This window comes from Mycobacterium europaeum, from assembly GCF_002102155.1.
GTDB classification, from domain to species: Bacteria; Actinomycetota; Actinomycetes; order Mycobacteriales; family Mycobacteriaceae; genus Mycobacterium; species Mycobacterium europaeum.
In genome coordinates this window covers 207980-234225 of sequence record NZ_LQOU01000010.1, presented here as the reverse complement: position 1 = coordinate 234225, position 26246 = coordinate 207980, and the positions used below count along the sequence as shown (strand labels likewise).

The window sequence follows — 26246 nt, the reverse complement described above, 5'->3', positions numbered from 1 at the left end:
ACCCGCGCCGCTCACACCCGCCGCGGCGCGGTCGAGCCCCGTGTGACGACGGTCACAACGCTTGAACGGAAGACCGGCCCGCGGCGGTGAGTTCTCGGTAGACGAGGATCCGAACGGGAGGCTGGCGATGACCGGTGATGCGAAGCAAGAGTCAGCCGTTGCGGATTCGAGCGGTTCGGCGCGGCAACACGTGGCCGACCGCATCCGTCACCTCGACGCCGTCGACGAACAGTTCCGCACCACCAAGCCGGACGCCTCGGTCCAACAGACGGCGCGTGAGCCGGGGCTTCGCCTGCCAGAGATCCTGCGAACCTTCGTCGAGGGCTACGCCGACCGTGCGGCACTGGGCTGGCGGGCACGTTCGCTGGTCACCGACTCCGCGACCGGCCGCACCACCGCGCAGTTGCTTCCCCGGTTCGACACCCTGACCTACCGCGAGCTCTGGGCGAACGTCGGGGCGATTGCCAGCGCCTGGCGCGGCGACGCCACGAATCCGGTGGCCCCTGGAGATTTCGTCGCCACAGTCGGTTTCGCCAGCGCCGAGTACCTGACGCTCGACCTGGTCTGCGGGTATCTCGGGCTGGTGGCGGTGCCGCTGCAGCACAACGCGGCGGCGTCCCGGTTGCGGCCGATCGTGACCGAGGTCGAGCCGCGGGTGCTCGCGGCGGGCGCCGGTTACCTCGACCTCGCCGTCGAGGCGGCGCTGGGCAGCGCGTCGTTGCGGCGCTTGGTGGTTTTCGACTACTCCCCGCGCATCGACGATCAGCGTGAGGCTGTGGAGCGCGCGCGGGCGACGCTGTCCGCCGCGGGGATGACGGTGACGGTCGAGACGTTCGACGAGCTGATCGGGCGCGGCCGCACCCTGCCGCTCGAGCCGGCCTACACCGGCGGCACCGACGAACGCCTGGCCATGATCATGTACACGTCGGGCAGCACCGGACTGCCCAAGGGCGCCATGTACACCGAGCGCATGCTGTGCAAGCTGTGGACCAACGAGCTGATGCCCGAGTTCGCGGACACGCCCGTGCTGAACGTCAACTTCATGCCGCTCAATCACCTCGGCGGCCGGATACCGCTGTCGACCGCGTTCCAGGCGGGCGGCACCAGCTACTTCGTTCCCGAGAGCGACCTGTCGACGCTGTTCGACGACTGGAACCTGGTGCGCCCCACCGAGATGGGGCTGGTGCCGCGGGTGGCGGAGATGCTCTACCAGCGTTATCAGAGCGCGGTGGACCGGCGCGTCTCCCGGGGCGTCGACCCGGAATCCGCCGCGGCCGAGGCGCGCACCGAGCTGCGCGAGCAGGTATTGGGTGGGCGCATCGTCACCGCCTTCTGCGGCACGGCGCCCCTGGCCGCCGAGATGCGAAGCTTCGTCGAGACCTGCCTGGGCGTACACGTGCTCGACGGCTACGGCTTGACCGAGGTGGGGATGGTGACCAAGGACGGCAGGATCGCCCGCCCCCCGGTTTTGGACTACAAGCTCGTGGACGTCCCGGAACTCGGTTACTTCCTTACCGACAAACCCTTCCCGCGCGGCGAGCTGCTGGTCAAGTCGCTGACCGCCACGCCCGGATACTTCAAACGCCCGGACGTCACCGCCAATGCCTTCGACGCGCAGGGCTATTACCGGACCGGGGACGTGATGGCCGAACTGGAGCCGGACCGGCTCGCCTACGTCGACCGCCGCAACAACGTATTGAAGCTCGCGCAGGGTGAATTCGTGGCCGTCGCGCGCCTGGAGGCGGTGTTCAGCAGCGCGGCGCTGATCCGCCAGATCTTCGTCTACGGCAACAGCGAACGACCCTACCTGCTGGCCGTCATCGTGCCGACCGCCGACGCGCTGGAGAGGTTCGCCGGCGATCCCGGGGGGCTCAGGGCGGCCCTGGGCGAATCCCTGCGCCAGTCAGGCAAACTCGCCGAGCTCCAGTCCTACGAGGTGCCGGTCGACTTCCTCGTCGAGGCCGATCCGTTCAGCGAGGACAACGGGCTGCTGTCCGGGGTGGGCAAGCTGCTGCGACCCAAGCTCAAGGAGCACTACGGCGAACGGCTCGAGCGGTTGTACGCGGACCTGGCGGCCAACCGGGCCACCGAGCTGCGGGCGCTGCGCGACGGGGCGGCCGACCGCCCGGTGATCGACACGCTGGTGAGCGCCGCCGAAGCTCTGCTCGGCCTGGCGGGCGGGCCGCCGGACCCCGGCGCGTTGTTCATCGAACTCGGCGGAGATTCCCTGTCGGCCCTGACCTTCTCCAATCTGCTGCAGGACATCTTCGACGTCGAGGTCCCGGTGGGCATGATCACCGGCCCGGCCACCACCCTCAGCCAGCTCGCGGAATACGTTGCCGCCGAGCGTCGTTCGGGGTCGCGGCGGCCGACGTTCGCGACGGTGCACGGGCGCGACGCCACCGAGGTCCGCGCGGCCGACCTCACCCTGGACAAATTCATCGACGCGAAAACTCTTGCCGCGGCGGCCGGGCTGCCCTGCGCCACCGGCACGTCGCACACCGTCCTGCTGACCGGCGCCAACGGCTACCTCGGCCGATTCCTGTGCCTGGAATGGCTGGAGCGGCTCGCCGAGACGGGCGGAAAGCTCGTCTGCATCGTCCGCGGCGCGGACGCCGCGGCGGCCGCCGAGCGGCTGGAGGGCGTCTACCGCAGCGGCGACCCGCGGCTGCTCGAGCGGTTCCGCGAGCTGGCGGCCGACCATCTCGAGGTGATCGCGGGCGACATCGGCGAGCCGAACCTGGGGCTGGACCCGGCAACATGGGACTCGCTGGCCCGCGGCGTGGACCTGATCGTCCACCCGGCGGCGCTGGTCAACCACGTCCTGCCCTACGACCAATTGTTCGGTCCCAATGTCGTTGGCACCGCCGAGATTATCCGCCTGGCTATCACCGAACGCGTCAAGCCGGTGAACTATCTGTCCACCGTGGCGGTGGCCATGTCGGTGGCCGAGTTCGCCGAGGACGGCGACATCCGCGCCATCAGCGCGGTTCGGCCGATCGACAACGGCTACGCCAACGGGTACGCCAACAGCAAGTGGGCCGGCGAGGTGCTCCTGCGGGAGGCACATGACCTGTGCGGGCTGCCCGTCGCCGTCTTCCGGTCCGACATGATCCTCGCCCACAGCCGCTACGCCGGCCAGCTCAACGTCCCGGATGCGTTCACCCGCTTGATCTTCAGCTTGCTGGTCACCGGCATCGCGCCGGCGTCCTTCTACGAGGCCACCGACACCGGCGGCCGCGCCGTCGCCCATTACGACGGGCTGCCCGCCGACTTCGTGGCCGAAGCGGTGACCGCGCTCGGCGAGCAGATCGCAACCGTCGCCGACGATGCGGCGGCCACCGGGACGTTTCGCTCCTATGACGTGATGAACCCGCACGACGACGGCATCTCCCTGGACGTGTTCGTGGATTGGCTGGTCGCCGACGGCCACGACATCCGGCGCATCGAGGATTACGACGAGTGGCTCGGACGGTTCGGCACGGCGCTGCGGGCGCTGCCGGACCGGCAGCGCCAACTCTCGGCGCTGCCGTTGCTGGACGCCTACCGGAAACCGGAGCGACCGCTGCGCGGCGCACCGGCCCCGACCGACGCCTTCCGCGGCGCGGTCCGGACCGCCAAACTCGGTGCGGACCACGACATCCCGCACCTGTCGGCGGACTTGATCGCCAAGTACGTTCTCGATCTGCGGTTGCTCGGTCTGTTGTAGCCGGGCACCCATTCGGGATGCCTATGCTGGCGGGGAGACTGCATGGTCGCGACGGGGAGGAGATCGACATGGCGGCTGCGGGGGCACGCGCCGTACGGTTCGACCGGTACGGGGGCCGCGAGGTGTTGTACGTGGCCGACGTCGACATGCCCGTCCCGGGGCCCGGCGAGGTGGTCGTCGAGGTCCGCGCAGCCGGAATCAACCCCGGCGAGGCCGCCATCCGCACCGGCGCCGTGCACGAGATGTTCCCCGCCACCTTTCCGTCCGGCGAGGGCAGCGACCTGGCCGGGATCGTGACCGCGGTGGGCCCCGGTGTGACCGAATTCTCGGTGGGCGACCAGGTTTTGGGGTTCAGCTTCCGCCGGTCCAGTCACGCCAGCCATGCCGCGGTCCCGGTCGGCCAGCTGATTCCCAAACCGGCTCAACTCAGCTGGGAGGTCGCCGGCTCCCTGTACGTCGTCGGTGTGACCGCGTACGCGGCCGTCCGGGCGGTGGCACCGCTACCCGGGGAGACGGTCGCCGTCTCGGCGGCGGCCGGCGGCGTGGGCAGCCTCGTCGTGCAACTCCTGGCGCTGCGGAAGGCACGGGTGCTCGGCATCGCCGGACCCGCCAACGCCGACTGGCTGCGCGCCCACGGCGTCACCCCGGTTCCCTATGGCGACGGGCTGGCCGACCGGCTGCGCGAGGCGGCGCCAACCGGGATCGACGCGTTCATCGACCTTTTCGGGCCCGACTACGTGCAGCTCGCCGTCGACCTGGGCGTCGCGCCCGACCGAATCGACACGATCATCTCGTTCCAGAAGGCCGGCGAAGTCGGCGCCAAGACCGAAGGCAGCGCCGAGGCGTCGACGCCGGAGGTGCTGGCCGAAATGGCCGGGCTCGTCGTCGACGGCACTCTCGATTTCGAGGTCGCGGCCACGTACCCGCTGGATCGGGTCGCCGATGCCTTCGCAGAATTGGAGAAGCGACACACCCGCGGCAAAATCGTTCTGCTGCCGAATGATTCAGAGTGATGAGGCCGGACCCACAACACCGGCCTGCACGATCTTGACGACCACCAGCGCGACCGCCAGCACCAGGTAAGCCCGCAGGGTGAAGAGCCCCGCCCGGCGAATCGGCGACATGGCCGGGCGGGCCAGGCCGTCAAGGCCCGGGGTCTGCCACTCCATCCGGTCCTGGCGGCGGATCGCGCGGCGTTCGGCGCGGGTGAGTGTCGGGGTGTCGTCGAGCTCATCGACCTGGTCGGGGTCCAGGCCGCCTCCGAGCGTCCGCACGACGGCTTCGGCGTCGCGCAGCGCGGAGTACCGGCGTCCGGCGATGATGACGGCGGCACCACCGACGACGCCGATGGCCGCGCCGACGGCCAGGCCCGCCTCGATGGTGGACGTCGGCAGGCCCGGGAAGAACGTCGTCGCCGTCAACGCCAGCGACAGCAGCACCAGCGCCCAGACGATGGTCCACGCAACGATGTTCTGCCGCGCGCTGTTTGCCCACGGGCCCAGCAACGCCCGGTCGTTGCACAGCAGCACGAGGAAGACGGTTGCCGAAGGCAGCAGGACACCGGCCAGCGCCTGCACACCCTGGGTCACCAGGCCCAGGATGTGGTCGGGGCTGAACGCGACCGCGGCCGACACCGCGAGCAGCAGGGCGTAGCCGCCGTAGAACAGCGGAGCCTCGCTGATCTTCCAGTGCAGGGAGTGCCTCCTGCCCATCGCGTCCCCGATGGCGTAGGTGGTGGCCAGCCCGATGGCGTTCGCCCCGATCAGCGAGGCGTCGAGCAGGATGATCGCGAACAGCGTCCCGACCGTGCCGCCGAGGTGCCGGGACAACTCCGCCGCCACCGCGCCCGCGTCGGTGAAGTGGCCCGCGCCGGCCAGACCGAAGGCCGTGACCGCCATCAGCGCCGTCGCGCCGACCATGACCACGACGATCCCGATCACCAGATCCGCTCGGGCGTAAGCCATCCAGCGGGTGGTGATGCGCTTGTCCACCACGTTGGACTGCTGGAAGAAGAGTTGCCAGGGCGCCACCGTGGTGCCCACGATCGCGATGACCAGCAGCAGCACGGTGGAGTTGACCCCGCCCGCGAAGCGCGGAATCAGGCCGCCGGCAATCCCTTTCGCCGTCGGATGCACCAGCAGCACCATCGGGATGACCAGCACGTTCACCGCGATCAGCAGGAACATCAGCCCCTCCCAGCGGCGAAACGACCCGCCGGCCACCACCGCGAACAGCAGCACGGCAGCGGCCGGGATCGCGATCGCCTTGGGACAGCCCAGGAACCCGAGCGCCAATGCGACACCGATGAATTCGGTGACGATCGTCAACGCATTCAGGATCAGCAGATCACCGACGCTGAACGCGCCCCAGAACCTGCCGAAGCGCTCGAAGATGAGCCGCGCGTGCCCGACTCGGGTCACCGCGCCGAGCCTGAGCACCATCTCCTGGTTCACGTACAGCACCGGAATCAGCAGCGCCAGCGTCCACAACAGCGCCATCCCGTAGTTCTGTCCGGCCTGAGCGTAGGTCGCGACGCCGCCGGCGTCGTTGTCCCCCACCATCACGATCAGCCCGGGACCGCTGACGACCAGCAGCGTGCGCAGGCGGCGCCAGCGGCCGCCGGATGCCCCGGCGCCGTCACGCCGGATGCGGCCGAACGCCCCGACGATGTCGCCGGGGTGGGCGACGCCGGCATGCGTTGGCGCGGCGGCGGTGACGACGCCGACGGCCTCGGATGAGACGGGGGTCACCGGTGGGGGCCGGCCGACGGGTGACCACCGAGCGACGCGGTGACCACCGCGATCGGCATGCGCGCCACGTACAGGTTGGCCCGCTCCTGGGGGGACAGGACGGTCCGCGCGTGCACCTTGTTGGCCCACAACCGCGCCGACCGCAGCCACGAACGTCCCCGACCCCCGGTCGAAGCGGTGAGACGGTGTGTGACAACAAAAGCCATGATCTTCTCCTTGCGGGAGGTCCGATCGGCTGAGCCCGTGGCACCCGGACAGGAGCGAACGCGCCGCTAGGGACCGGGGTGTCCGTGAAAGCTCAGGCGGCAGAAGGAAAGCCGGAACCGGATCGGAACAAGACGGATTTCGGATAGGGACTATCGCCCGGACTCATCTCGTCCTCACCCCCTCACGGCCGCGACACACGCGGGTGTCATCACTGGTCACCTGAACAGGAGGGAAACGAATGCCGACGACGTGCCGCCGACCGCACCCCTCTCGTCGGAGCTTCGGCACTGCACGGCGTATCCGGAACCTGACAGACGGTCGCGACCCGCTTCGCCCGGCTTCGCCGCGCTTGCGATCGCTCCCGACCGAGGGTCGCGACCCGCTTCGCCCGGCTTCGCCGCGCTTGCGATCGCTCCCCGTTCCGGAAGCCACTTGGGCTCAACCCTTGGGTCCGGGAAGAGCTGTCCTGACCCGGGGCGTCTCTCGACGTTCGGGGTCAGTGGCCTGTGTCCATGCAGACGCCTCACCTACCGAGGTGCTTGCGAAACCCTTTGTACACCGCGGCCCAGGGCCCGTCAAACTCATTCGCGTAACCGTTGCGGCAGGTGGACGGGGCTAGCGCCTGCCCGGGCCGGTCGCGCGGCGCCGGCGCCTACCCTCGACACCATGGCCAACACTCTGCAAGATCCGAAGGTCTCGACCGTTCTCGACCGGATGTACACCGAGGCGGAGAACCAGATGTCGCTGTTGCGCCAGCGGCACGGCGATTTCGACCGGCCGATGACCGCGCGGGAACGCGCCGACGCGATGAGCGAGTTCTACATCCCGGTCACACCGGAGGCCGGCCGGCTGCTCTACGCGCTGGTGCGGGCGGCCCGGCCGGCGACGGTCGTCGAGTTCGGAATGTCGTTCGGCATCTCCGCCGTGCATCTGGCATCGGCGGTGCGCGACAACGGCTCCGGCCGGGTGGTGACGACCGAGCTCAACGAGACGAAGATCGCCGCCGCGCGGCAGACCTTCGCGCTAACCGGTCTGGACGACGTGATCACCGTCCTCGAAGGAGATGCGCTGACCACGCTGGCCGGGCTGGACGGGCCCGTCGACTTCGTCTTGCTGGACGGCTGGAAGGACCTGTATCTGCCGGTGATCGAGCTGCTCGAACCCCGGCTTTCGACGGGGGCGTTGGTGGTAGCCGACAACACCAGCGCCGCCGACACGCAGCCGTACCTGGATCGGGTGCGCAATCCCGGCAACGGCTATGTGAGCTTCAACTTCGGAGTCCGGGAGGGCGACAGCATGGAGATCAGCTGCCGCACCGGCGATTAGGACCTAGCGCAGCGATTCCTCGAGCCACGGCGTCAACCATTTCACCCCTTCGGGCGTGAGGTGGACGCCGTCACTGCGGACCTTGATGCCGTCGACCTTGGCGGTGTAGACGCCGTCCGGACAGAGCTTTTTGTTGAGGTCGAGGATTTGCACGCCCGGGTGGTGGGCGACCGTCTTGCGCAGCATGGTGTTCCACAGGTTGACCCGGTCGGGCTGGTCTTCGGGATACAGGCGGCCGTCCGGCTTCTCACCGCCCCTGCTGTATGGCACCGTCGCGACCACCACTCGAACGCCGTTGGCGCTCACGATGTTCAGCGCACGCTCTAGCTCGCCGTTGAGGTACGCATCGAAGGTCGGGTCGCCGATGTGGGTCCACTGGCCCTCGTTCACGCGGTCGACGGTTTCCCAGCGGCCGATGATCAGCAGCGCGACGTCCGGCTGGTCCTGGCTGACCTGGGTCGACCAGCGGATCGGCCAGCCGTCGCACGCCGGTCGCTGCTCCAGGGTTTGACCGATGTACCGGTACGGCGTGCCGCGGACCAGGCTGCAGCCGATCACGGTGTGGTCGAGGAACGCGAATCCCGGCGTCGGCGGCAGGTAGTGCATCCACGTCCACCCGATCGAATCGCCGAACACCGAGACGGTGAAGGGCCGGTTGGGGTCGCGGGGGCCCGCCGGGCGGCTGCCGCCCGGCGGCGACGGCGACACCGCGGCGACCGCCGAGACCCCCGGCGGCAGACCGACCTCGCGCAGGCCGGGCCCGGCGCCTACCGGGACGACCATCAGTGTCACCGCGGCGGCGCTGGCCACCGTGGCGGCCGCCAGCGGCAATAGCGGCACCCGCGCCGGCCGCCAGCGCCGGATGGGTTGTTCGATCAGCCACCACGACGCGGCGGCCAGCGCCACCGTCGCGCCGCACCGGGCGGCGAACAGCGGCAGCCCCGTCCACCCGGTGCGCTCGCCGTTGAGCACCAGAAAGATTGGCCAGTGCCACAGATAGACGCCGTAGGAGATAGTGCCCAGCCACACCAGGGGCGGGGCCGCCAGGATGCGGGCGGCCGCGCCCCGCTGTTCCAAGGCCACGGGCGCCACCACCAGAACGGACGCGATCGCGACCCCGATGAACAGGCCGTGGCGGAACTCGCCGCTACTGCCGGTGGCGTAATGGGTCGCCGTCGCGAGACCCGCCAGGCCGGCGAGTGGCAGCACGCGGGCGACGCGCCGGGCCCAGCGGGTCCGGATCATGCACCAGCCCCGGTTCAGCGACGGCCAGTCGCGAACCAGCAGGGCCGCCGCCGCGGCGCCGGTCAGCAGCGCCTGGGCGCGGGTATCGGTCCCGAAGTAGACGCGGTCGCGGGTGTGGTCGGTCACCATCACCATCGCGAGCACGGCCGACGCCAGGGCCCCCACGGTGGCGATCACGAACGTCGCGAACCGGACGCCCCCCACCGTGGCCTGGGTGCGGCGGCGCCGCGCACGGGCGGCCAACAGCAGCGTCACCGCGATCAGCAGCACCGGCCACACGAAGTAGTACTGCTCTTCCACCCCGAGCGACCAGGTGTGCTGCAGCGGCGAGGGCGGGGCACCCTGCGTGAAATAGTCGGTCTTCTGGGCGACGAACCGCCAGTTCGCCATCCACACGAACGCCGCGATGGCGTCGTCGCGCAGCCCGGTCAGGGACCGCTCGGGCAGGAGCTGGCGGGCCGCCGCCACCGTGAGCACCATCAGCACCAGGGCCGGCAACAGCCGGCGCGCACGGCGAATCCAAAAGCCGGCCAGCTCGATACGGCCGGTGCGCCCCAGCTCGTCCAGGAGCAGCGAGGTGATCAGGAAGCCGCTGAGTACGAAGAAGACGTCGACGCCGATGAACCCGCCGCCCACGCCGGGGATGCCGCCGTGGCCGACCAGCACCAGCGCGACCGCTATCGCGCGTAACCCGTCGAGCGCGGGAATCCCGCTGCGCCGCTCCGGTTTATCCCAGATCGCCAGGCGGCCGACGCGCCGCACCGGCGCGACCCAGCGGGGCCGCCGAGCCCGACGAGCCGGTGCGGGATGAGTCCCGCCCGGCTCGGTGCTTGCTGTCAGCGCGCCGTAACTACCATCTCGCCCGGCGCCATGGTTGATGCCGATACGTCGCTGCCCCTCCTGTTGAGTTCAGCAAGCCAGCCTAGAGGCGAGGCGGCCGGATCGACCGGAGAGACACGCGAAGACCCGCTTCGCTTTTGGACGGCGCCGCGCGTGCTATACGGGCCCGGCCGGTTCCGCATCGGCGTTCGCCTCGGCGAGGGCCAGGCCGAGTTCCTCGAGCACGTCGGCGGTGTCGGCACCGAGCTCCGGGGCCGGACCGGCGACGCGTCCCGGTGTGCGGGAGAACCAGGTCGGCACGCCGGGGAACCGCACCGGGCCGTGCGGCGTGGGCACCGTCTCGAAGAACCCGAGGGCGTCGAGATGCTCGTCGTCGAAGAGTGTCGCCGGACTGGACAGCGCCGCGGCCGGTATCTGAAGTTCCCGGAACAGATCCAGCCACTCCTGCGTCGTCCGCTGCGCCATCGTCTCGGCCAGCAGCGCGTACACGGTGTCGATCTGCCGCGCGCGCCGCTCGAGAGTCGCGTACAGCTCGCTCTGCCACGGGGGCCGCACCGCCTCCATGAAGGCGGCCCAGTGCTTGTCGTTGTAGATCAGCGCGGCGATGTAGCCGTCACGGGTGCGGTACGGCCTCCGGTTCGGCGCCACCGTCCGCGGATACACCGCGGGCCCCAGGGGCGGGTCGAACATGGCGCCGTTGGCGTGTTCGACGAGCATGAACGACGCCATCGTCTCGAACATGCCGATTTCCACCTCTTGTCCCTCGCCGGTGCGCTCGCGGTGGAACAACGCCATCATGGTGGCGTAGAGCGCGGTCAGTCCGGCGACCTTGTCCGCCATGATGGTGCCGACGTAGCTGGGTTCGCCCGTTAACTGCTCCTGGACGTACGGCAACCCGCAGGCCGCCTGGATGGTGTCGTCGTAGGCGGGCAGGTCCCCGTTCGGGCCGCGCCGGCTGTAGCCGTAGCAGTTGGTGTAGACGATGCCCGGATTGATCGCCGCCACCTCGTCGTAGCTGAACCCCAGCCGGGCAACGGCTTTGGAGCGCATCGAGTGGATGAAGACGTCGGCCCGTTCGATCAGCGCCCGCACGACGGCCTTGCCCGACTCCGACCGCAGGTCGACCGTGATGCCGCGCTTGCCGCGGTTGACGTTGACGAAGACGCCGCCCATGCCCCGGACCGGCCCCACCGACACGTAGCGCGTGTCGTCGCCCTGCGGCGGCTCGACCTTGATCACGTCGGCGCCCATGTCGGCCATGATCTGCGTGCAGTAGGGACCCATCACCATGGCGGTGAGGTCGACGACGCGCACACCGGTCAGCGGGCCGCCGCGCCCGGCTGCGCGACTAGCCATGGCGCACGCCTTCCTTGCGGGCCGCGGTCTCGAAGCTGTAGCGGATGTGGTCGCCGTGGCCGTCCGGCACGACGGGAAAAACCAGCGGCGCGGCCAGGTAGCGGACCGCATCGATCTGCTCGGCCACGTCCTCGAGCGACCACGACGGGCGGTGCACGCCGGGGGTTTCGGCGATCACGGCGCGGGCCACCCGACCGGCGATGGCAATCAGCATTTCGCCGTTCACCGGGCACCTCTCGTGTGCCAGCAAGCCCACCACGGGCGCCACCAGGTCGGGGCCCATCGGCGGATAAGCCGAGATATCAAGACCCTCGGCCATTCTCGTCACCGCCGACGGCACGATCACGTTGCACAGCACCCCTTCCGCGGCGCCCTCGAGCGCGACGACGTTGGACAGGCCGAGCAGGCCCGCCTTGGCGGCGGCATAGTTGGCGACGCCGTGGTTGCCGTAGAGGCCGCCGATCGACGAGGTCAACACGACACGACCGTATCCGGCGTCGCACATGAGCGGGAACGCCGGCCGCACCACGTGGAAAGCGCCCCGCAGGTGGACGTCGATGACGGCGTCGAAGTCCTCGTAGCTCATCTCCTTCAAGGACCCCCGCCGGACATTGCCGGCGTTGTGGATCAGGATGTCGATGCGCCCGTAGTTGTCCAGTGCCGCTTGCACGATCGCCTGGCCGCCCCGCGGCGTCGCGACCGACTCGGTGCAGGCGACGGCATCGCCGCCCGCCGCCCTGATCTCGCGGACCACCTGATGGGCGGGACCGGCGTCGGCGCCGGCGCCGGTCAACGCGCCGCCGGTGTCGTTGACCACGACCTTGGCGCCCCGGGCGGCCAGGAGCAGCGCGTACTCCCGGCCCAGCCCCCTGCCGGCGCCGGTCACCACCGCCACCCGGTCGTCGAATCTCAGTTGCGCCATCACGATCCCAGTTCTAGACCGTCCAGGTCGCCCTTGTCGCGCCATTCGGTCAGCAGGTCGCTGAAGGCGTAGAACCCCGGCCCGTACGGCTCCCCCAGATGGGACCGGATGCCCTCGCCCCCGCCACCGCCTTCGTTGTTGTAATAGCCCGGCGTGCATTCGGAATCGAACGCGCTGTTGTCGATCGCGGTCTCCCGGATGGTTTGGCACCACCGGGACTGGGCGGCCTCGGTGGGCTCGACGGTGGTCGCGCCACGGGCCAGCGCCTCGGAGATGATGTAGGCGATGTGCTCGCCCTGCAGTTCGTAGTTGGCCGCGATGTTCGCCGAGATGCCGACCTGGGTGAAGCCGGTGAAGAACTGGTTGGGGAAACCCCGGCTGGTCATCCCGTGCAGCGTCTGGTAGCCGTCGCGCCAGTGGTCGAAGAGCGACACCCGATCGCGGCCGGTTATCGCGTCGATGGAATACCGCCGGCTGATCTCCGTGGTGATCTCGAAGCCGCTGGCGTAGATGATGCAGTCGACCTCGTACTCGATGCCGTTGGCTACCAGACCCTTTTCGGTCGCCCGCTCGACGCCCTTGCTCGCCGACACGTCGACCAGGGTCACGTTGGGACGGTTGAAGGTCTGCAGGTACTCGTCATTGGTGGTCGGCCTCTTGCACAGGAACCGGTAGTAGGGCTTGAGCGCCTCGGCGGTCTCCGGGTCCTCGACCAGGCTCTCGACCCTGCGCCGCAGCCGCTCCATCACCTTGAAGTCTTCCTCGTCGCGGATGGCCATGAACTGCTCCGGCGTCATGGCGGCCGGCTCCTCGAGCGCGAGCACCCGCGCGGCGGTGTTGCGGCCCAGCTCGGTCCAGAAGTCACAGACCAGGTCCGGTTGGCCCAGCGCCATCCCCTCGAAGGTCCAGGCATGGAAGTTGCGCTGCCGCTCCTTCTGCCAGCCCGGCTGGAGCGTCTTCACCCACTCCGGATCGGTCGGCGCGTTGTTGCGCGCGCCGACCGACGACGGCGTGCGCTGAAAGACGTACAGATGCTTGGCATGCCGGCCCAGGAACGGCACGATCTGGATGCCGGTCGCGCCGGTGCCCACCACCGCGACCCGTTTGTCGGCGAGCTTGTCCAGTCCGCCCGAGGTGTCGCCGCCGGTGTATTCGTAGTCCCAGCGCGACGAATGAAAGCTGTGCCCCTTGAAGTCCTTGATCCCCGGGATACCCGGCAGCTTGGGCCGGTGGAACGGGCCCGACGCCATCACCACGAAACGGGCCCGGATGTCGTCACCCCGGTCGGTGGCGATCCGCCAGCGTTTGCCGGGCTCGTCCCAGTGCAGCTCGCGAACCTGGGTGGAGAAGATCGCCGAGTCGTAGAGCCCGTAGTGTTTCCCGATGCGCCGGCAGTGGTCGTAGATTTCGGCGCCGTCGGCGAACTTCTTCGACGGAATGAAGTTCAGCTCTTCGAGAAGCGGCACATAGCAATAGGATTCGTTGTCGCACTGGATGCCCGGGTAGCGGTTCCAGTACCAGACCCCGCCGAAGTCGCCGCCCAGTTCGATGATCCGGACGTCCTCGACGCCCGCCTTCTTCAGGTGGGCGCCGCACAGCAGGCCGCCGAACCCGCCGCCGATCACGGCGACGTCGATGTCCGCCGAGATCGGATCGCGCACCAACGGCGGTGAGTGCGGGTCGGTTTCGTAGTACCCCGCGAAGTCGTCGACCAGTTCGACGTACTGTTTGGACCCCTCCGGGCGCAGCCGCTTCTCGCGTTCCCGGCGGTACTTGTCGCGCAGCGCCTCGACGTCGATGTCGTCCGGGGTCTGCGACGGGGGGCAATCCGGGTTGGTCATGCCAGGGCGTTCTCCGGTAGCGCCGCGGCGTGCAGGGGCGCCGCCATCTTCTGGACCGCGGGCAGCACCTCCCGGGCGAACAGCTCGGTGCTGGCCATCGCCCGGTCGTAGGGCATCGTGCCGAATTGCGGGACGATGGTCAGCTCGCAGAAGGAGCAGGCTTCCTGCGCGGCCTTGATGCGCGCGTAGATCTCCTCCGGCGTGCCGATCAGCAGGTTGGAGGCGTGGTAGCCCGGCGTCTTGGACGGGGCTTTGGCGTCACCGGTGACCGACGACGCGAGGACCGCGGTCGCGGTGGCCTCGCGGGCCGCGTAGGCCTCATAGCCCTTGACCCCCTTGAAGTTCGAGGCGTCGGCGAACCCGTAGTGCACGGTGACGTCGCGGTTGGCCGTCCAGATCCACTCCTCGGACTCGGCGGGGTCGCCGGTGGTGCAGTACATGAACATCACGTTCTTCGGCTGGCAGGGCGGCAGGCCCTCCTCCTTGCGGAACGTGTTGACCTTCTGCACCTCCCGCCCGGCGTCCTCGATCGGCTTGTTGCCGACGAACAGCGGGACCATGCCGCGGCGGGCCAGGATCTCCAGCGACTCGGCCGTCGACGACGAGCTGTAGATGCGCGAGAAGAGGTCTGCGCTGCGCGGTTCGGGGCGCAGCGACATCTCGGGGACGGTGAAGATCTCCCCCTCGTAGGAGAACCGCTCCCCGGACAGCGCCAGCTGGAGGATGTCGAGGGTTTCGTTGAACCGTTGCCGGCTCTCCTCGCGGGGGACGCCGACGGCGTCGAACTCTCCCTTCGAGACCCCGCGGCCGATCCCGATCGTCGTGTAGCGGCCGTTGGAGAGGATGTCGAGATAGGCGATCTGGTGCGCCAGCCGGACGGGGTGCCACCACGGCGCGACGACGACGAAGGTGCCCAGGCCGACGCGCTCGGTGCGCCCGGCGAAGTAGCTCAGCGTCTGAATCGGGTTGGGCGTCATGCCATATGGCGTCCCGCAGTGTTCCGGCATCCAGATGCCGTCGAACCCGAGCGGCTCGGCCAGGTCGGCGATGGCGAGCGTCGCCTGCACGCACTCCCAGTCCGGCGTCGCGGGCGGCCGGCTGAAATCCTGGGCGAGCACGCGGTCCCAGTCGTGGGAATTGTGGGCGCCGAAGCCAAGATTGACCTTCATCGTTGCATCTCCGTTGTTAATCTCTGCGGGGCACCGGTGCCCAGGTATCGGGCGAGATTGCGGTGCAGGTTGGCGGTGCTGCGTTCCATGTACGGGTTGGGCTTGGGGCCGCGGAAGCCGTACGACTTCATGCCCTGCTGGACGGCGGCCATGTTGGAGAAGTCCTGCGGCAGCACGCTGCGCCAGCTCGGGTCGTCCGGCGGTGCGTACACCCATTCGGTCTGCGGCTCTTCGCCTTTGGGGTAGAGCTCGTAGCACGAGGCCTCGAAGATGCAGCTGTCGGGGTTGTAGCCGTGCGGCCTGGCGCTGTAGCACAACGCGGTGGTCAGGCCCTGCCCGATCTGGAAGTTCGGGAAGATCTGCCACGCGGTGCCGCTCTTGGCCAGGTGTTCGGGATCGATGGTCGGCCACACCACGCCGCGCGCGGCGTCGTCGCGCCGCGCCGAGGACAGCCAGTGCTCGAGCACCCGTCCGGCCGGGGTGTCCGCGGGTAGCTCGTCGACCAACCGGCGCGCCGCCTCCACCAGGGTCGTGGTGGTGGTGGCATTGGTCTCCTCCAGCGTGTAGCTCTGCATCTCGGCCGTCGAAATGCGGGGATCCGCACCGGTTCCCAGCCGGATCTTCGACTTGGTCTCTTCCAGTCCGTCGGGCGCGTCGTAGCCGATGTTGCTGTGTTTGCCCTGCGCCATCGCCCAGCCACGGAAGTTGCCGAACTTGTTGAACTGCGGATGCGTGGTGGCGACGTGGTAGGTCTCGTTGAAGGCCTCCATGGCGACCTTCCAGTTGCAGTCGAAGTGCAGCCATTTGCGCCATTTGCAGCGCATGTCCTGCAGGCGGAACGGATCGAGCATGGTGGCGGCGGGTTCGAGGTAGTCCCGCAGCGGCTCGCACGCCGGGTCCATGTTGATCCAGATCCAGCCGCCCCACGTGTCGACGTTGACCGGCGCCAGGTGGGTGTTCTCCGGCGTCAGCGCGTCCCGCCAGTCTGGTCTTTCGGGCACGTGGGTGCAGGCGCCGTCGCGGTCATAGGTCCAGCCGTGAAACCCGCACACGAACGACTTCTTGTGGCCGCAAGCGTTTCTGGCGCCGGCCGGGGTGTCGACCAGCCGGCGGCCGCGGTGCATGCACACGTTGTGGTGGGCCTTCAGCGTGTCGGCCGCCGTGCGGATCACGACGACGGAGTCGTCGAGGATGTCGTAGGTCAGATAGCTGCCGACGCCGGGCAGCTCTTCCACGCGTCCGACTTGCTGCCACACCTTGCGCCACAACTTGTCGCGCTCGGCACGCACGTACTCCTCGGAGAGATACGCCTCCACCGGGATGATGACCGGCTCGGTCAGTTCCTCGGGCGCGGCCGCGCCGTTCTGTGTCATCGGCCCCTCGCTTTCTACCCGTCCCAGCGCGTGATCGCCGCGCGGAATGATTCGTCTTTGAGGAACAAGGAGGTGTTGTCGGCGCCCAGGTGCCCCCACCTCAGGTTCAATCCGCCGTCCACCAGCAGCGTCTGGCCGGTGATGTAGCTCGACAGGTCCGACAGCAGGAAGAGGACCGCGCCGGCCACCTCCGCGGGCCGCCCGCGGCGACCCATCGCGATGGCGCGGCGGTCGCGCTCGGCGTCGGAGTCGACGTAGGCGCCGGACGCCGGCGTCTCGGTCACCCCCGGCGCGACGGCGTTCACCCGGATCGGGGCCGGCCCGTCCGCCAGTTCGAGCGCCATCGTGCGGGTCGCCGCGACGATCGCGGCCTTGGCCGTGCCGTAGGCGATGTGGAAGGGCGCCGTGTTCATCCCGCTGATCGACGAGATCGACACGATCGAGCCGGGGCGGCCGCGGTGCTTCAGCTCGGCGGCCACGGCCTGGCTCATGAAGAACATCGTCTCCAGGTTGCGGGTGAACAGGTCTCGCCAGTCGCCGCGCGTGACCCGGGTCGACGGCATCCAGGTCGAGGGATCCGCACCGCCGGCGACGTTGACCAGTCCGTGCAGTTCGCCGTCCGCGCGCCGCACGGCGTCGATCGTGGTTCGCACGCCGTCGTCGGTGGCGGCGTCGGCCGCGACGGGCACCACCGAGAGGCCCGCCGCGCGCAGCGGCCCGAGGTGCCGGTCGAGGTTGTCGCGCCCGCGACTCACCGCGACCACCGTCGCCCCGGCCTCGGCGACCATCCGCGTGACTGTGGTGCCGATGCCGCCCCCGGCCGCGCCGGAGACCACGACGATGCGCCCGTCCAGGCTCAGTAGGTCCTCAGGCATCGTGTCGACGAATTGTCCGGAGAAGATAATGATGTGCACCCATTGGAGAGCATGATTCTCCGCGGTGTAGCGGTGCGTCAAGGGGTGCGGCGGATTTGTGGGCGGCTATTGTCTGGACCACGGTCGGATTGCTAACGTGCGAGCGTGATGGCCGGATTGTCGCCGCCGCAGTGCCGCTATACCGCCGAACGGGCCCCGAGCGTCGCCGACGGCTGGCGCCTCACCCACCTGACCCCCCCGAGCCGGCTGTTCGGCGCGAACGGCCTACGCACCGGCCCGGACGGCCGGATCTACATCGCCCAGGTGACCGGCAGCCAGATCAGCGCGCTCGACCCGGCGACCGGCCGGCTCGACGTCGTCAGCGCCAAGGGTGGCGACATCATCGCCCCCGACGACGTCGCGTTCGACCCGAACGGCAACCTGTTCGCCACCGAGGTCATGGACGGCCGGGTGAGCGTGCGCGATCCGGCGGGCCGCAGCCGGGTGCTACGCGACGACGTGCCATCGGCCAACGGCATCACCTTTCACGGGCACCGGCTGTTCGTCGGCGAATGCCGCGAGGGCGGCCGCCTGCTGGAGCTCGACCCGGCGCGCGGCGCGGCGCGCGTGCTGCTGGAGAACGCGCCGTCGCCCAACGCCATGGAGGTCGGCCCCGACGGCATGTTGTATTTCCCGCTGATGGGCGCCAACGAGATCTGGCGCATCGATCCCGACGGCGGGGAGCCGGAATGCGTCGCCGGTGACCTCGGCATCCCCGACGCGGTGAAGTTCGATTCCCACGGCCGCATCGTGTCGACCCAGGTGCACAGCGGCCAGGTGCTGCGCATCGATCCCCGCACCGGCGAACGCACCGTGCTGGCAGCGTTGAATCCCGGCCTGGACAACCTCGCCTTTGTCGGTGAGCGGCTGTTCGTCTCGAACTTCACCGGCGAGATCACCGAAATCCTCGACGGCGGCCGGACCCGGACCGTGCTGCCGGGCGGGCTGAATTGGCCGCTGGACCTGGCGGTCGGCGCCGACGGCAACCTGTATATCGCCGACGGGACGTACTTCTATGTGCTGGGCATCAAATCCGGCTCTGTACGCACCGCCGGGATGTTGTTCAGCCCGGGCTACCCGGGATTCCTGCGCGGGCTGGCCGCCGTCGCCGACGGCGAGTTCGTCGTCACCACCTCCAACGGCCAGGTGGCACGCTACCGGCCGGGCGACCACGAAAGCGTGGTGCTGGCAGGAGGTTTCGACCAGCTCTACGGGGTCGCGGTCGCGCCGGGGGGTGCGGTGATCGCCGCGGAGCTGGGAGCGGGCCGGGTGCTGTCCGTCGGCCCGGGCCGCGTCGAGGTGATCGCCGGCGGCCTCAGCGAACCGGTCGGCGTGGCCGTCGCCCCCGACGGGTCCTGCCTGGTCTCCGAGGCGGGCGCGGGACGGGTGAGCCGGCTCGGCGGCACCGGCAACGCCGTGTGGGACGGCCTGCAACGCCCCCAGGGCATCCTGGTGCGCGACGGTCAGCTGTATGTCGTCGACGCGGGCGCCAAAGAGGTGGTCGCCTTCGATCTGGACACCGGGGTCCGGCGGACCATCGCGTCGGGCCTGCCGGTAGGAGCGCCGCCGGGCGTGACGCCCAAGCCGCTGCGCGGCATGCCGCCCTTCTCCGGGCCGCAGGGGCCGTTCGCCGGCATCGCCGCCGGGCCCGACGGCACGCTGTACGTCTCGGCGGACGCCGACGGCAGCGTGCTGGCATTGCGGCGGGAAGCTTGAGGGGACGAGATGTCAGAAACCAGAGTCGCCGACCACCGGTACCTGCAGGTGGCCCGCACGTTGCGCAAGGAGATCGTGGAGGGCGTCTATCCGGTGGGGTCCCAGTTGCCGACCGAACACGAGCTGTGTGAGCGGTTTGCGGTCAGCCGGTACACCATTCGGGAGGCGCTGCGGCGCCTGCGCGAGGACAACCTGGTCTCGTCGCGCCCCCGAACCGGAACCCTCGTCGTGCCACGGCCGTCGTCGGACTCCTACGTCCAGCACGTCATGTCGATCAACGACCTGCTGGCGTTCGCGACGGACACCCGGTTCGCCATCGAGTCGGTCGCCATAATCACCATCGACGACGAGCTGGCCGCCCGCACCGGGCTGGCGGCCGGCGAGCAATGGTTGACCGTGCGCGGTTTCCGGCGCGCCACCGACGCGGCGCCGGGGGCCGCGCTCTGCCGCACCGAGTACTACATCAACCGCGCGTTCGCTGGGGTCGGCCGGTTGTTGCAGCGCCACGAAGGCCCCATCTTCCCGCTGATCGAGGACCTGTTCGGGCTGAGCATCGTCGAGGTCCAGCAGGAGATCGCCGCGGTGCTCATTGACCCCGGCCTGGCCCGCGGACTCGAGATCGATCCCGGGGCACCGGCATTGGAGGTGCGCCGGACCTACACGACCTCCGACGGGCAGGTCGCCCAGGTCACCATCAACACCCATCCCGCATCGCGCTTCCGGCACTCGATGACGATGCGCCGGGTCCGTGGCTAAGCTGCCGCAATGGCGCCCAGCCGGAAGCTGATCGGCGGGCGGTGGGTTCGGTGGGACGACGAACGCGCCGCCGAAGCCTACGCGCGCGGCTGGTGGGTCCGAACGACGCTGGCCGACGCGCTGCGCGAGGCCGCCGAGCGCACGCCGCGGCGGGTGGTGCTGGTCGACGGCGACCGACGGCTGGACTGCCTGACCCTGCACCGGCAGGCGACGACGCTGGCGCACGCGCTGCACGCCCGCATCCCCCCGGGCAGCGTGGTGTCCTTCATGCTGCCCAACTGGCACGAGGCGGCGGTGATCTATCTGGCCACCACCATGGCGGGGATGGTGGCCAACCCCATCCTGCCGTCGATGCGGGACCGGGAACTCCGGTTCGTCCTGGAAGACGCCGACAGCCGAATGATTTTCGCCCCGGCTCAGTTCGGCCGCCACGACTATGCGGCCATGCTGTCCCGGGTGACCGCGCAACTGGAGTCTCCGCCCGGGGTCGTGATCGTGCGCGGGGACACCGACGCGGGGCAGCTGACTTTCGGCTCGCTGCTCGAAGAAAGCACGCCGGCCCGGGCGCTGCCCGCGCTCGATCCCGACGCCGTGCGCATGATCCTCTATACGTCCGGCACCACCGGGCGTCCGAAAGGCGTTCTGCACAGCCATAACTCGATCCACGCCCTGATCCGCCAGCTCGGTCAGCACTGGCTCGTCGAGCCCGGCGACACGTTCCTGGTCGCGTCGCCGATCGCGCACATCGGCGGCTCCATCTACGCGTTCGAATGCCCGCTGCTGCTGGGCGCCACCGCGGTCCTGATGGACCGGTGGAGCGGCGACGACGCGGTGGCGCTGATGCAAGCCGAGCGGTGCACGCACATGGCCGGGGCCACCCCGTTCCTCGAGCACATCCTGGCCGCCGCCGAGCGCGCGGGCACCCGCCTGCCGGACCTGAAGGTGTTCATCTGCGGCGGCGCGTCGGTGTCGCCCGCGCTGATCCGCCGGGCCGCAGCCTTTTTCGAGTCCGCCACCGTCACCCGCGTCTACGGGTCGACGGAGGTCCCCGTCACCACGGTCGGGTCGCTGCGGAACGCCGCGCGCGCCGCCGACACCGACGGCCGCGTCGGCCTGGCGGAGGTGAAGCTGGTCGGCGGGGAGATCCACGCGCGCGGGCCGCAGATGTTGATCGGCTACCAGCACCCCGAAGACGAGGAAGACGCCTTCGACGACCAGGGCTACTTCCGCACCGGGGACCTGGCGCGCTGGCTCGACGACGACTATCTCGTCGTCACCGGCCGCGCCAAGGACATCATCATCCGCAACGGCGAGAACATCTCGCCGAAGGAGGTCGAGGACATCCTCGCCGGCCACCCCGGCATCGCCGAGATCGCCATCGTCGGACTGCCCGACGCCCGCACCGGGGAACGCGCCTGCGCCGTCGTGGTCCCCGCGGGCGGGCCCGACCTCGACGTGGCCGGCCTGCGCAGCTTCCTCGAAGACTCGGGCGTCGCACGGTTCAAAGCGCCCGAGCAGCTGGAACTTTGGGACGTGCTGCCCAAGAACGACGCGGGAAAGATATTGAAGCACCGGATCAAGGCGGCGCTGATGAAGGCGGAGCAGTGACATGCAGGTAGCGGTGGTGACGGGGGCCAGCGGCGGGATCGGCTTCGGCTGCGCGACCAAGCTCGCCGACGCGGGCATGGCGATCCTGGCGACCGGACGAAACGACGAGCGACTCGCCGAGCTGGCGCACCGCATCGGCGACCCCGACCGGGTGACCACGGTGGCCGTCGATCTCACCGACGACGATGCCCCGCAGCGGATTACCGATGCCGCGGTGCACAGGTGGGGACACATCGACTTCCTGGTCAACATCGCCGGCATCGGCAGCCCCCGGCCCGTTCACGAGACGGACGACGAATCGCTGGACCACTTCCTCGGTTTGATGCTGCGGGCCCCGTTCCGCCTCATCCGGCAGGTGCTGCCGCACATGCCGCCCGGGTCGGCGATCATCAACGTCACGTCGACCTTCGCCGTGGTCGGAGGCCTGCGCGGCGGGGCGTACTCGGCGGCCAAGGGCGGCCTCGCGGCGCTGACCACCCACATCGCCTGCCAATACGGGGCGCAGGGCATTCGCTGTAACGCGGTGGCCCCCGGCGTGATTCAGACGCCGATGACAGAGCAGCGCCTGCACGACGAGCGGTTCCGGCGCATCAACACCGAGATGACACCGCATCAGCGGCTGGGCACGGTCGACGACGTGGCGAGCACGGTGGCGTTCCTGTGCTCGCCCGGCGGCGCCTTCATCAACGGCCAGACGATCGTGGTCGACGGCGGGTGGAGTTCGACGAAATACCTGTCGGAGACGGCGCTCACGTCGGAGTGGAAGCCGCGCTGATCATCGGGTCTCGAAGTGGCGGCGGATGCCGGCCAGCATCGCGATGTGCGCCTTGACGGCTTCGCGCGCCGTGAACGGCGCGAGCGGCCGGGGCGCGGCGATCCGGATCCGTTCGGTCATCCGCGTGCCCGCCGGGACCGGCTCGAAGCTGACGGTTCCGCGCAGGTGTACCCCCGGCGACTGGTCGGCCTCGGTCAGCACGTCACCGGCCGCGGGCACCCGCAACGTCGCCCGGTAGGTGTTGGCTATGGTGAACGGCCCCAACGGGATCCGGTCCCGCACCCGGTAGCTGTGGACGACGCCGTCCGGGGTCTCGCTGCGCGACACCGTCTGCACCGACACGATCAGCGGGTGGACGATCTTGATGTTGTCCAGGTCGACGTAGAAGTCGCGGACCTCGCCGGGGGGTGCGGGCACGTCCTGCGTCAGCGTGTGCTCCGAGTGAGCGACCCACCAGCTCATGCGGAGAACTCCGCGAGCAGCTGCGCCGTGCGCCACCAGACCAACGCGGCGAACGCCACCAAAACGACGATCGTCACCGCGGCCTGGATCACGTTCCGGAGCTCCCTGGGCGGATACACGTAGGCGGCGGCGACCAGCGCACCGCTGACCAGCCCGCCCAGGTGCGCCTGCCAGCTGATGCGCTGCGAACTGATCAGCGGCACAAGGAAAGTGAAGACCAGGTTGAACGCGACCACCGCCACCACCCAGCGGACGTCGACGGCCAGCCGCTTGCCCACCACGAAGGTGGCACCGAACAGTCCGAAGATGGCCCCCGACGCGCCCGCGGTCGCCGTGTCCAGCGGCGAGACCAGGTAGACCAGCACCGAACCGCCCAACCCGCTCAGCGCGTACAGCGCACCGAAACGCATTCGGCCCAGCCATATCTCGAGGGGCGGGCCCACCACATACAGCGCCCACATGTTGAGCAGCAGGTGCGTCGCCCCGTAGTGCAGAAACGCCGAGGTCACCAACCGGTAGACCTGGCCGTCGGCGACCGCCGGCGGCCACAGCGCAAGATCCTTTTCCATGGTCCCCGACGCCATCTGCAGCACGAACGCCAGGACGTTGACCGCGATCAGGACGTAGGTGACCACCGGCGTGTCCGACCGCAGGCGTCCGCCGAAGCGGGTCCGCGGCTGCCGGATGGTCCGGGCGCCCGCCCGGACGCACTCCACGCACTGTTGGCCGACGGCAGCGCTGCGCATGCAGTCGCCGCAGATGTAGCGCTCGCATCGGTTGCAACGGACGTACGTCGGGCGGCCGGGATGCCGGTAGCAACTCGGGGCCGCGGACGGCGAGTCCGCTGGGCTGGGTGCGCTCATCGCCCCATTCTCCCCCGCGCCGGCGGGCCGGGCGGACGGCTTCAGCAAACCTGTTTTCCGGCCCGCCGGTCGCTTACTGTGGTGTGCGTGGGGGTGGACGTGAGCGAGCCGGGAACGGTCGAGCGCTACCTGGAGTGCCTGGCCGCACACGATTGGGACGGCCTCGCCGCGACGATCGCCGACGAAGGCCTGGTGCGCGAGGGTCCGTTCTGCGATGTGGTCGAGGGCAAGCAGCACTACGTCGCCTACCTGCGCAAGGTCCTGACCAACTTGGACGGGCATCGGCTGGAGGTGCAGCGGGTCTCCCACGTGAACGCTCGCCTGTCCTACGTCGAGTTGACCGAGGCGTTCGAGATCGACGGGGTCACCAGGCGATGGCCCGAATGCATCCTGTTCGAGCAAAGCGACGACGGGCGGATCCGCCACGTCAGCGTGTTCTTCAAGCAGCCCGGGACGCAGTGACCCCGGGTGCTCGGGAAAGTATTCCCTGACCCACGGAATTGACCTACCGTGTGATGGGTGGAATCAAACGGAAGCCCGGAATTGGTGCCCGTCGAAACATTGCACTCAGGTGATCCCATCATGGATTGCGGCCAGCGGTACATAGTGCTCGAGTCCAAGACCGTCGGCGACGGCTGCGTAGTGCTCGAACTCGAGTCCCGGGTGGACCACCAGCTGCAGGTCATCGAGAAGTCGTTCCCGGCCGGCTACCACGTCAACAGGGCGAACCACCGGATTTTATAACCCGAATTCACTCGGCCGAATATTGCGCGCGTAGCCGTTGAACGGCTACCGCGCATTCGTGTTATTCGGACCGGAAACGCCGAATGCGGATGGGCCGATTCATCGATTGATCGCCGGGCGCGGGTCATTGGGGTCGCCGGGATCGGGCTCACCGAACCACCGCGACGGCGCGCGCTCGCCGTAGGCGTCGTGCCAGTCCCACCACTCGTACGGCGCGGTTTGCGGATAGCCGTCCGGCGAGTCCTCCCAGCTCTCCTGGCGCCCGAGCGCGGTCATGTCGAGGTAACTCCAGGTGTTGCCCAGCGCTTCGTCGCCGCGGTTGTTGATGAAGTAGGTCCGGTACGCGCGGCCGCCGTCGCGAATGAATGCGTTGGTGCCGTGCCACTGGTCCACATTGAAGTCGGCATCGAACTCGTCGGTGATGGTGTACCAGGGCATCTGCCAACCCATTCGCGCCTTCAGCCGCGCGATGTCGGGTTGCGCCGCCCGCGAGGCGAACACCAGCGTGGTGTCGCGGGCGTTCAGGTGCGCGAGGTGCCCCACGTGGTCGGCGATCATCGAGCAGCCGCGACAGGCGTGGTCGGGCCAGCCGTCCACGCCCGGCTCGTAGAAGGCGCGGTACACGATCAGCTGACGCCGGCCCGCGAACAGCTGCGGCAGGTTGAGCCTGCCCTCGGGTCCCTCGAACGCGTACTCCTTGTCGACGGCCAGCCAGGGCATCCGGCGGCGCGCCGCCGCCAGCGCGTCGTGGGCGCGCATCACCTCCTTCTCCTTGATCAGCAGCTGTTCGCGCGCGGCCGCCCAGTCCCGCGCCGACACGATCGGGGGTGTGTTCATGGTGTTGTCCTCCTCGTGGTTTCGCCGGTCTTCAGGCAACCGCCGACAGGCCCGTCGACGTGAGCAGATACGCGTCCCCTTCGCCGGGCTCGCCGAGGGCGAGCGCCAGGACCGACCGGCCCACCTGCTGGGGACTGAGCGCGGGCCCCGCGGCGCGCACGAACGCCTCGACGTCGACCCCTTGGCGTTCGGCATACGCCGCGACGGCCTTGGCGCCGAGGTCGGTGGCCGGTGTCAGCCGCGGCAGGACGGACACGAAGCGGATCCCCAGCCCGGCCCGCTGCGATTCCCCGGCGGCGTAGCCGGCGATGAACCTGACCGTCGCCTTGGCCCCCGCGTAGCCGCCACTCAGCGGCGATCCGGCCACGGCGGCGCCGCTGGACATGACGATCACCGAGCTGCCCGGCGCCAGCGGACGCCGCAGCGCGTGGCGGGTCCAGTGAAAGGCCTGGGCGACATCGACATTCCAGTTCTGGCTGAAGCTGTGCCAGCTCTGATCCTGGATGGGGCTCATCTGTGGCGCCGCGCCGGCGCCCAACACGAGCGTCTGCGGCCGGTACGCGTCGATCAGCCGCTGCGCGGTCGCGGGGTCGGCGACGTCGGCGACCACCGGCAGGAAGGCGTCGCCCATTTCGTCGCGCGCTTCGTCGAGACCGGATCGGGTGCGCGCGACGCCGACCACCTCGGCGCCGGCCGCCGCCAGCGCGGCGGCGATCGCCCGGCCGAATCCACGGCTCGCCCCGGTCACGATTGCCGTGGTGCCGGCCAGGCCGGCGGTCCGCAGGGGCTCTGTCATGTTCGTCCTCGCTCTCACTAGGTGCGTTCACCAATTG

Annotated in this window: 22 protein-coding genes and 1 riboswitch; of the genes, 9 read left to right on the top strand and 13 right to left on the bottom strand. The window is 69.5% G+C overall.

Annotated features, from left to right (window positions below; all coding sequences use genetic code 11):
• The first annotated feature begins 127 nt into the window (after window positions 1-127).
• Both car and AWC03_RS05105 read left to right on the top strand, forming a co-directional pair.
• Window positions 128-3709, top strand: coding sequence for a carboxylic acid reductase (gene car, locus AWC03_RS05110; protein WP_085239415.1), 3582 nt, complete (start codon window positions 128-130; stop codon window positions 3707-3709).
• Window positions 3710-3777: 68 nt separating this feature from the next.
• On the top strand, window positions 3778-4722 hold the full coding sequence (locus AWC03_RS05105) for an NADP-dependent oxidoreductase (RefSeq protein ID WP_085239414.1): 945 nt from the start codon (window positions 3778-3780) through the stop codon (window positions 4720-4722).
• Here AWC03_RS05105 and AWC03_RS05100 read toward each other — a convergent pair.
• Both AWC03_RS05100 and AWC03_RS05095 read right to left on the bottom strand, forming a co-directional pair.
• Window positions 4714-6459: an NRAMP family divalent metal transporter gene (locus AWC03_RS05100; protein WP_142278323.1), complete on the bottom strand. Its 1746-nt coding sequence runs from the start codon at window positions 6457-6459 to the stop codon at window positions 4714-4716. The genes AWC03_RS05105 and AWC03_RS05100 overlap by 9 nt on opposite strands.
• Complete coding sequence (locus AWC03_RS05095) at window positions 6456-6665, bottom strand: hypothetical protein (protein ID WP_085239413.1); 210 nt, start codon at window positions 6663-6665, stop codon at window positions 6456-6458. The genes AWC03_RS05100 and AWC03_RS05095 overlap by 4 nt, the downstream gene beginning before the upstream one ends.
• Window positions 6666-7038: 373 nt before the next feature.
• A riboswitch (M-box (ykoK) riboswitch) is annotated at window positions 7039-7208 on the bottom strand.
• A 124-nt stretch (window positions 7209-7332) separates the two neighbouring features.
• Here AWC03_RS05095 and AWC03_RS05085 point away from each other — a divergent pair.
• Window positions 7333-7992, top strand: a complete 660-nt coding sequence (locus tag AWC03_RS05085; protein WP_085239411.1) for an O-methyltransferase — start codon at window positions 7333-7335, stop codon at window positions 7990-7992.
• A 3-nt stretch (window positions 7993-7995) separates the two neighbouring features.
• On the opposite strand, the gene AWC03_RS05080 is transcribed toward AWC03_RS05085, so the two are convergent.
• The 7 genes from AWC03_RS05080 to AWC03_RS05045 form a co-directional block, all read right to left on the bottom strand.
• Window positions 7996-9999, bottom strand: a complete 2004-nt coding sequence (locus AWC03_RS05080; protein ID WP_085239410.1) for an acyltransferase family protein — start codon at window positions 9997-9999, stop codon at window positions 7996-7998.
• A 234-nt stretch (window positions 10000-10233) separates the two neighbouring features.
• Window positions 10234-11433 carry a CaiB/BaiF CoA transferase family protein gene (locus AWC03_RS05070; protein ID WP_085239409.1) on the bottom strand — a complete coding sequence of 400 codons (1200 nt, stop codon included), beginning with the start codon at window positions 11431-11433 and terminating at the stop codon, window positions 10234-10236.
• Window positions 11426-12355, bottom strand: coding sequence for an SDR family NAD(P)-dependent oxidoreductase (locus AWC03_RS05065; RefSeq protein ID WP_085239408.1), 930 nt, complete (start codon window positions 12353-12355; stop codon window positions 11426-11428). Before AWC03_RS05065 ends, AWC03_RS05070 begins: the two co-directional genes overlap by 8 nt.
• On the bottom strand, window positions 12355-14196 hold the full coding sequence (locus AWC03_RS05060) for a flavin-containing monooxygenase (protein WP_085239407.1): 1842 nt from the start codon (window positions 14194-14196) through the stop codon (window positions 12355-12357). Before AWC03_RS05060 ends, AWC03_RS05065 begins: the two co-directional genes overlap by 1 nt.
• Entirely contained in the window at window positions 14193-15365 is a 1173-nt protein-coding gene (locus tag AWC03_RS05055; protein WP_085239406.1) for an LLM class flavin-dependent oxidoreductase, read from the bottom strand. Before AWC03_RS05055 ends, AWC03_RS05060 begins: the two co-directional genes overlap by 4 nt.
• On the bottom strand, window positions 15362-16738 hold the full coding sequence (locus AWC03_RS05050; protein ID WP_085239405.1) for an aromatic ring-hydroxylating oxygenase subunit alpha: 1377 nt from the start codon (window positions 16736-16738) through the stop codon (window positions 15362-15364). Before AWC03_RS05050 ends, AWC03_RS05055 begins: the two co-directional genes overlap by 4 nt.
• A 14-nt stretch (window positions 16739-16752) precedes the next feature.
• The gene (locus AWC03_RS05045) at window positions 16753-17613 is read right to left on the bottom strand and encodes an SDR family NAD(P)-dependent oxidoreductase (RefSeq protein ID WP_085239528.1); all 861 of its coding nucleotides are present in this window, start codon (window positions 17611-17613) and stop codon (window positions 16753-16755) included.
• A 147-nt stretch (window positions 17614-17760) separates the two neighbouring features.
• Between AWC03_RS05045 and AWC03_RS05040 the strand changes: the two genes are divergently transcribed.
• From AWC03_RS05040 to AWC03_RS05025, 4 genes are read left to right on the top strand one after another with little or no spacing between them, the layout of a single operon-like run.
• Window positions 17761-19368 (top strand): Vgb family protein, encoded by a 1608-nt coding sequence (locus tag AWC03_RS05040; protein ID WP_085239404.1) that lies wholly within the window; start codon window positions 17761-17763, stop codon window positions 19366-19368.
• 9 nt (window positions 19369-19377) lie between these two features.
• The gene (locus AWC03_RS05035) at window positions 19378-20124 is read left to right on the top strand and encodes a GntR family transcriptional regulator (RefSeq protein WP_085239403.1); all 747 of its coding nucleotides are present in this window, start codon (window positions 19378-19380) and stop codon (window positions 20122-20124) included.
• A 9-nt stretch (window positions 20125-20133) separates the two neighbouring features.
• A complete protein-coding gene (locus AWC03_RS05030; protein ID WP_085239402.1) occupies window positions 20134-21732 on the top strand; it encodes an AMP-binding protein in 1599 nt (532 codons plus the stop codon).
• Window position 21733: 1 nt separating this feature from the next.
• Window positions 21734-22507 (top strand): SDR family NAD(P)-dependent oxidoreductase, encoded by a 774-nt coding sequence (locus tag AWC03_RS05025; RefSeq protein ID WP_085239401.1) that lies wholly within the window; start codon window positions 21734-21736, stop codon window positions 22505-22507.
• Here AWC03_RS05025 and AWC03_RS05020 read toward each other — a convergent pair whose 3' ends face one another.
• Together AWC03_RS05020 and AWC03_RS05015 are read right to left on the bottom strand one after the other, a co-directional pair.
• On the bottom strand, window positions 22508-22969 hold the full coding sequence (locus tag AWC03_RS05020) for an SRPBCC family protein (RefSeq protein ID WP_085239400.1): 462 nt from the start codon (window positions 22967-22969) through the stop codon (window positions 22508-22510). It abuts the gene before it with no gap.
• Window positions 22966-23832, bottom strand: coding sequence for a rhomboid family intramembrane serine protease (locus AWC03_RS05015; protein ID WP_085239399.1), 867 nt, complete (start codon window positions 23830-23832; stop codon window positions 22966-22968). Before AWC03_RS05015 ends, AWC03_RS05020 begins: the two co-directional genes overlap by 4 nt.
• 87 nt (window positions 23833-23919) lie before the next feature.
• On the opposite strand from AWC03_RS05015, the gene AWC03_RS05010 reads away from it, so the two are divergent.
• Together AWC03_RS05010 and AWC03_RS05005 are read left to right on the top strand one after the other, a co-directional pair.
• The gene (locus AWC03_RS05010; protein WP_244275138.1) at window positions 23920-24294 is read left to right on the top strand and encodes a nuclear transport factor 2 family protein; all 375 of its coding nucleotides are present in this window, start codon (window positions 23920-23922) and stop codon (window positions 24292-24294) included.
• A 57-nt stretch (window positions 24295-24351) separates the two neighbouring features.
• Window positions 24352-24576: a hypothetical protein gene (locus AWC03_RS05005; protein WP_085239398.1), complete on the top strand. Its 225-nt coding sequence runs from the start codon at window positions 24352-24354 to the stop codon at window positions 24574-24576.
• A gap of 99 nt (window positions 24577-24675) precedes the next feature.
• Here AWC03_RS05005 and AWC03_RS05000 read toward each other — a convergent pair whose 3' ends face one another.
• Together AWC03_RS05000 and AWC03_RS04995 are read right to left on the bottom strand one after the other, a co-directional pair.
• On the bottom strand, window positions 24676-25413 hold the full coding sequence (locus AWC03_RS05000; protein WP_085239526.1) for a DUF899 domain-containing protein: 738 nt from the start codon (window positions 25411-25413) through the stop codon (window positions 24676-24678).
• 31 nt (window positions 25414-25444) lie between these two features.
• Window positions 25445-26209: an SDR family oxidoreductase gene (locus AWC03_RS04995; RefSeq protein WP_085239397.1), complete on the bottom strand. Its 765-nt coding sequence runs from the start codon at window positions 26207-26209 to the stop codon at window positions 25445-25447.
• Window positions 26210-26246: the final 37 nt, after the last annotated feature.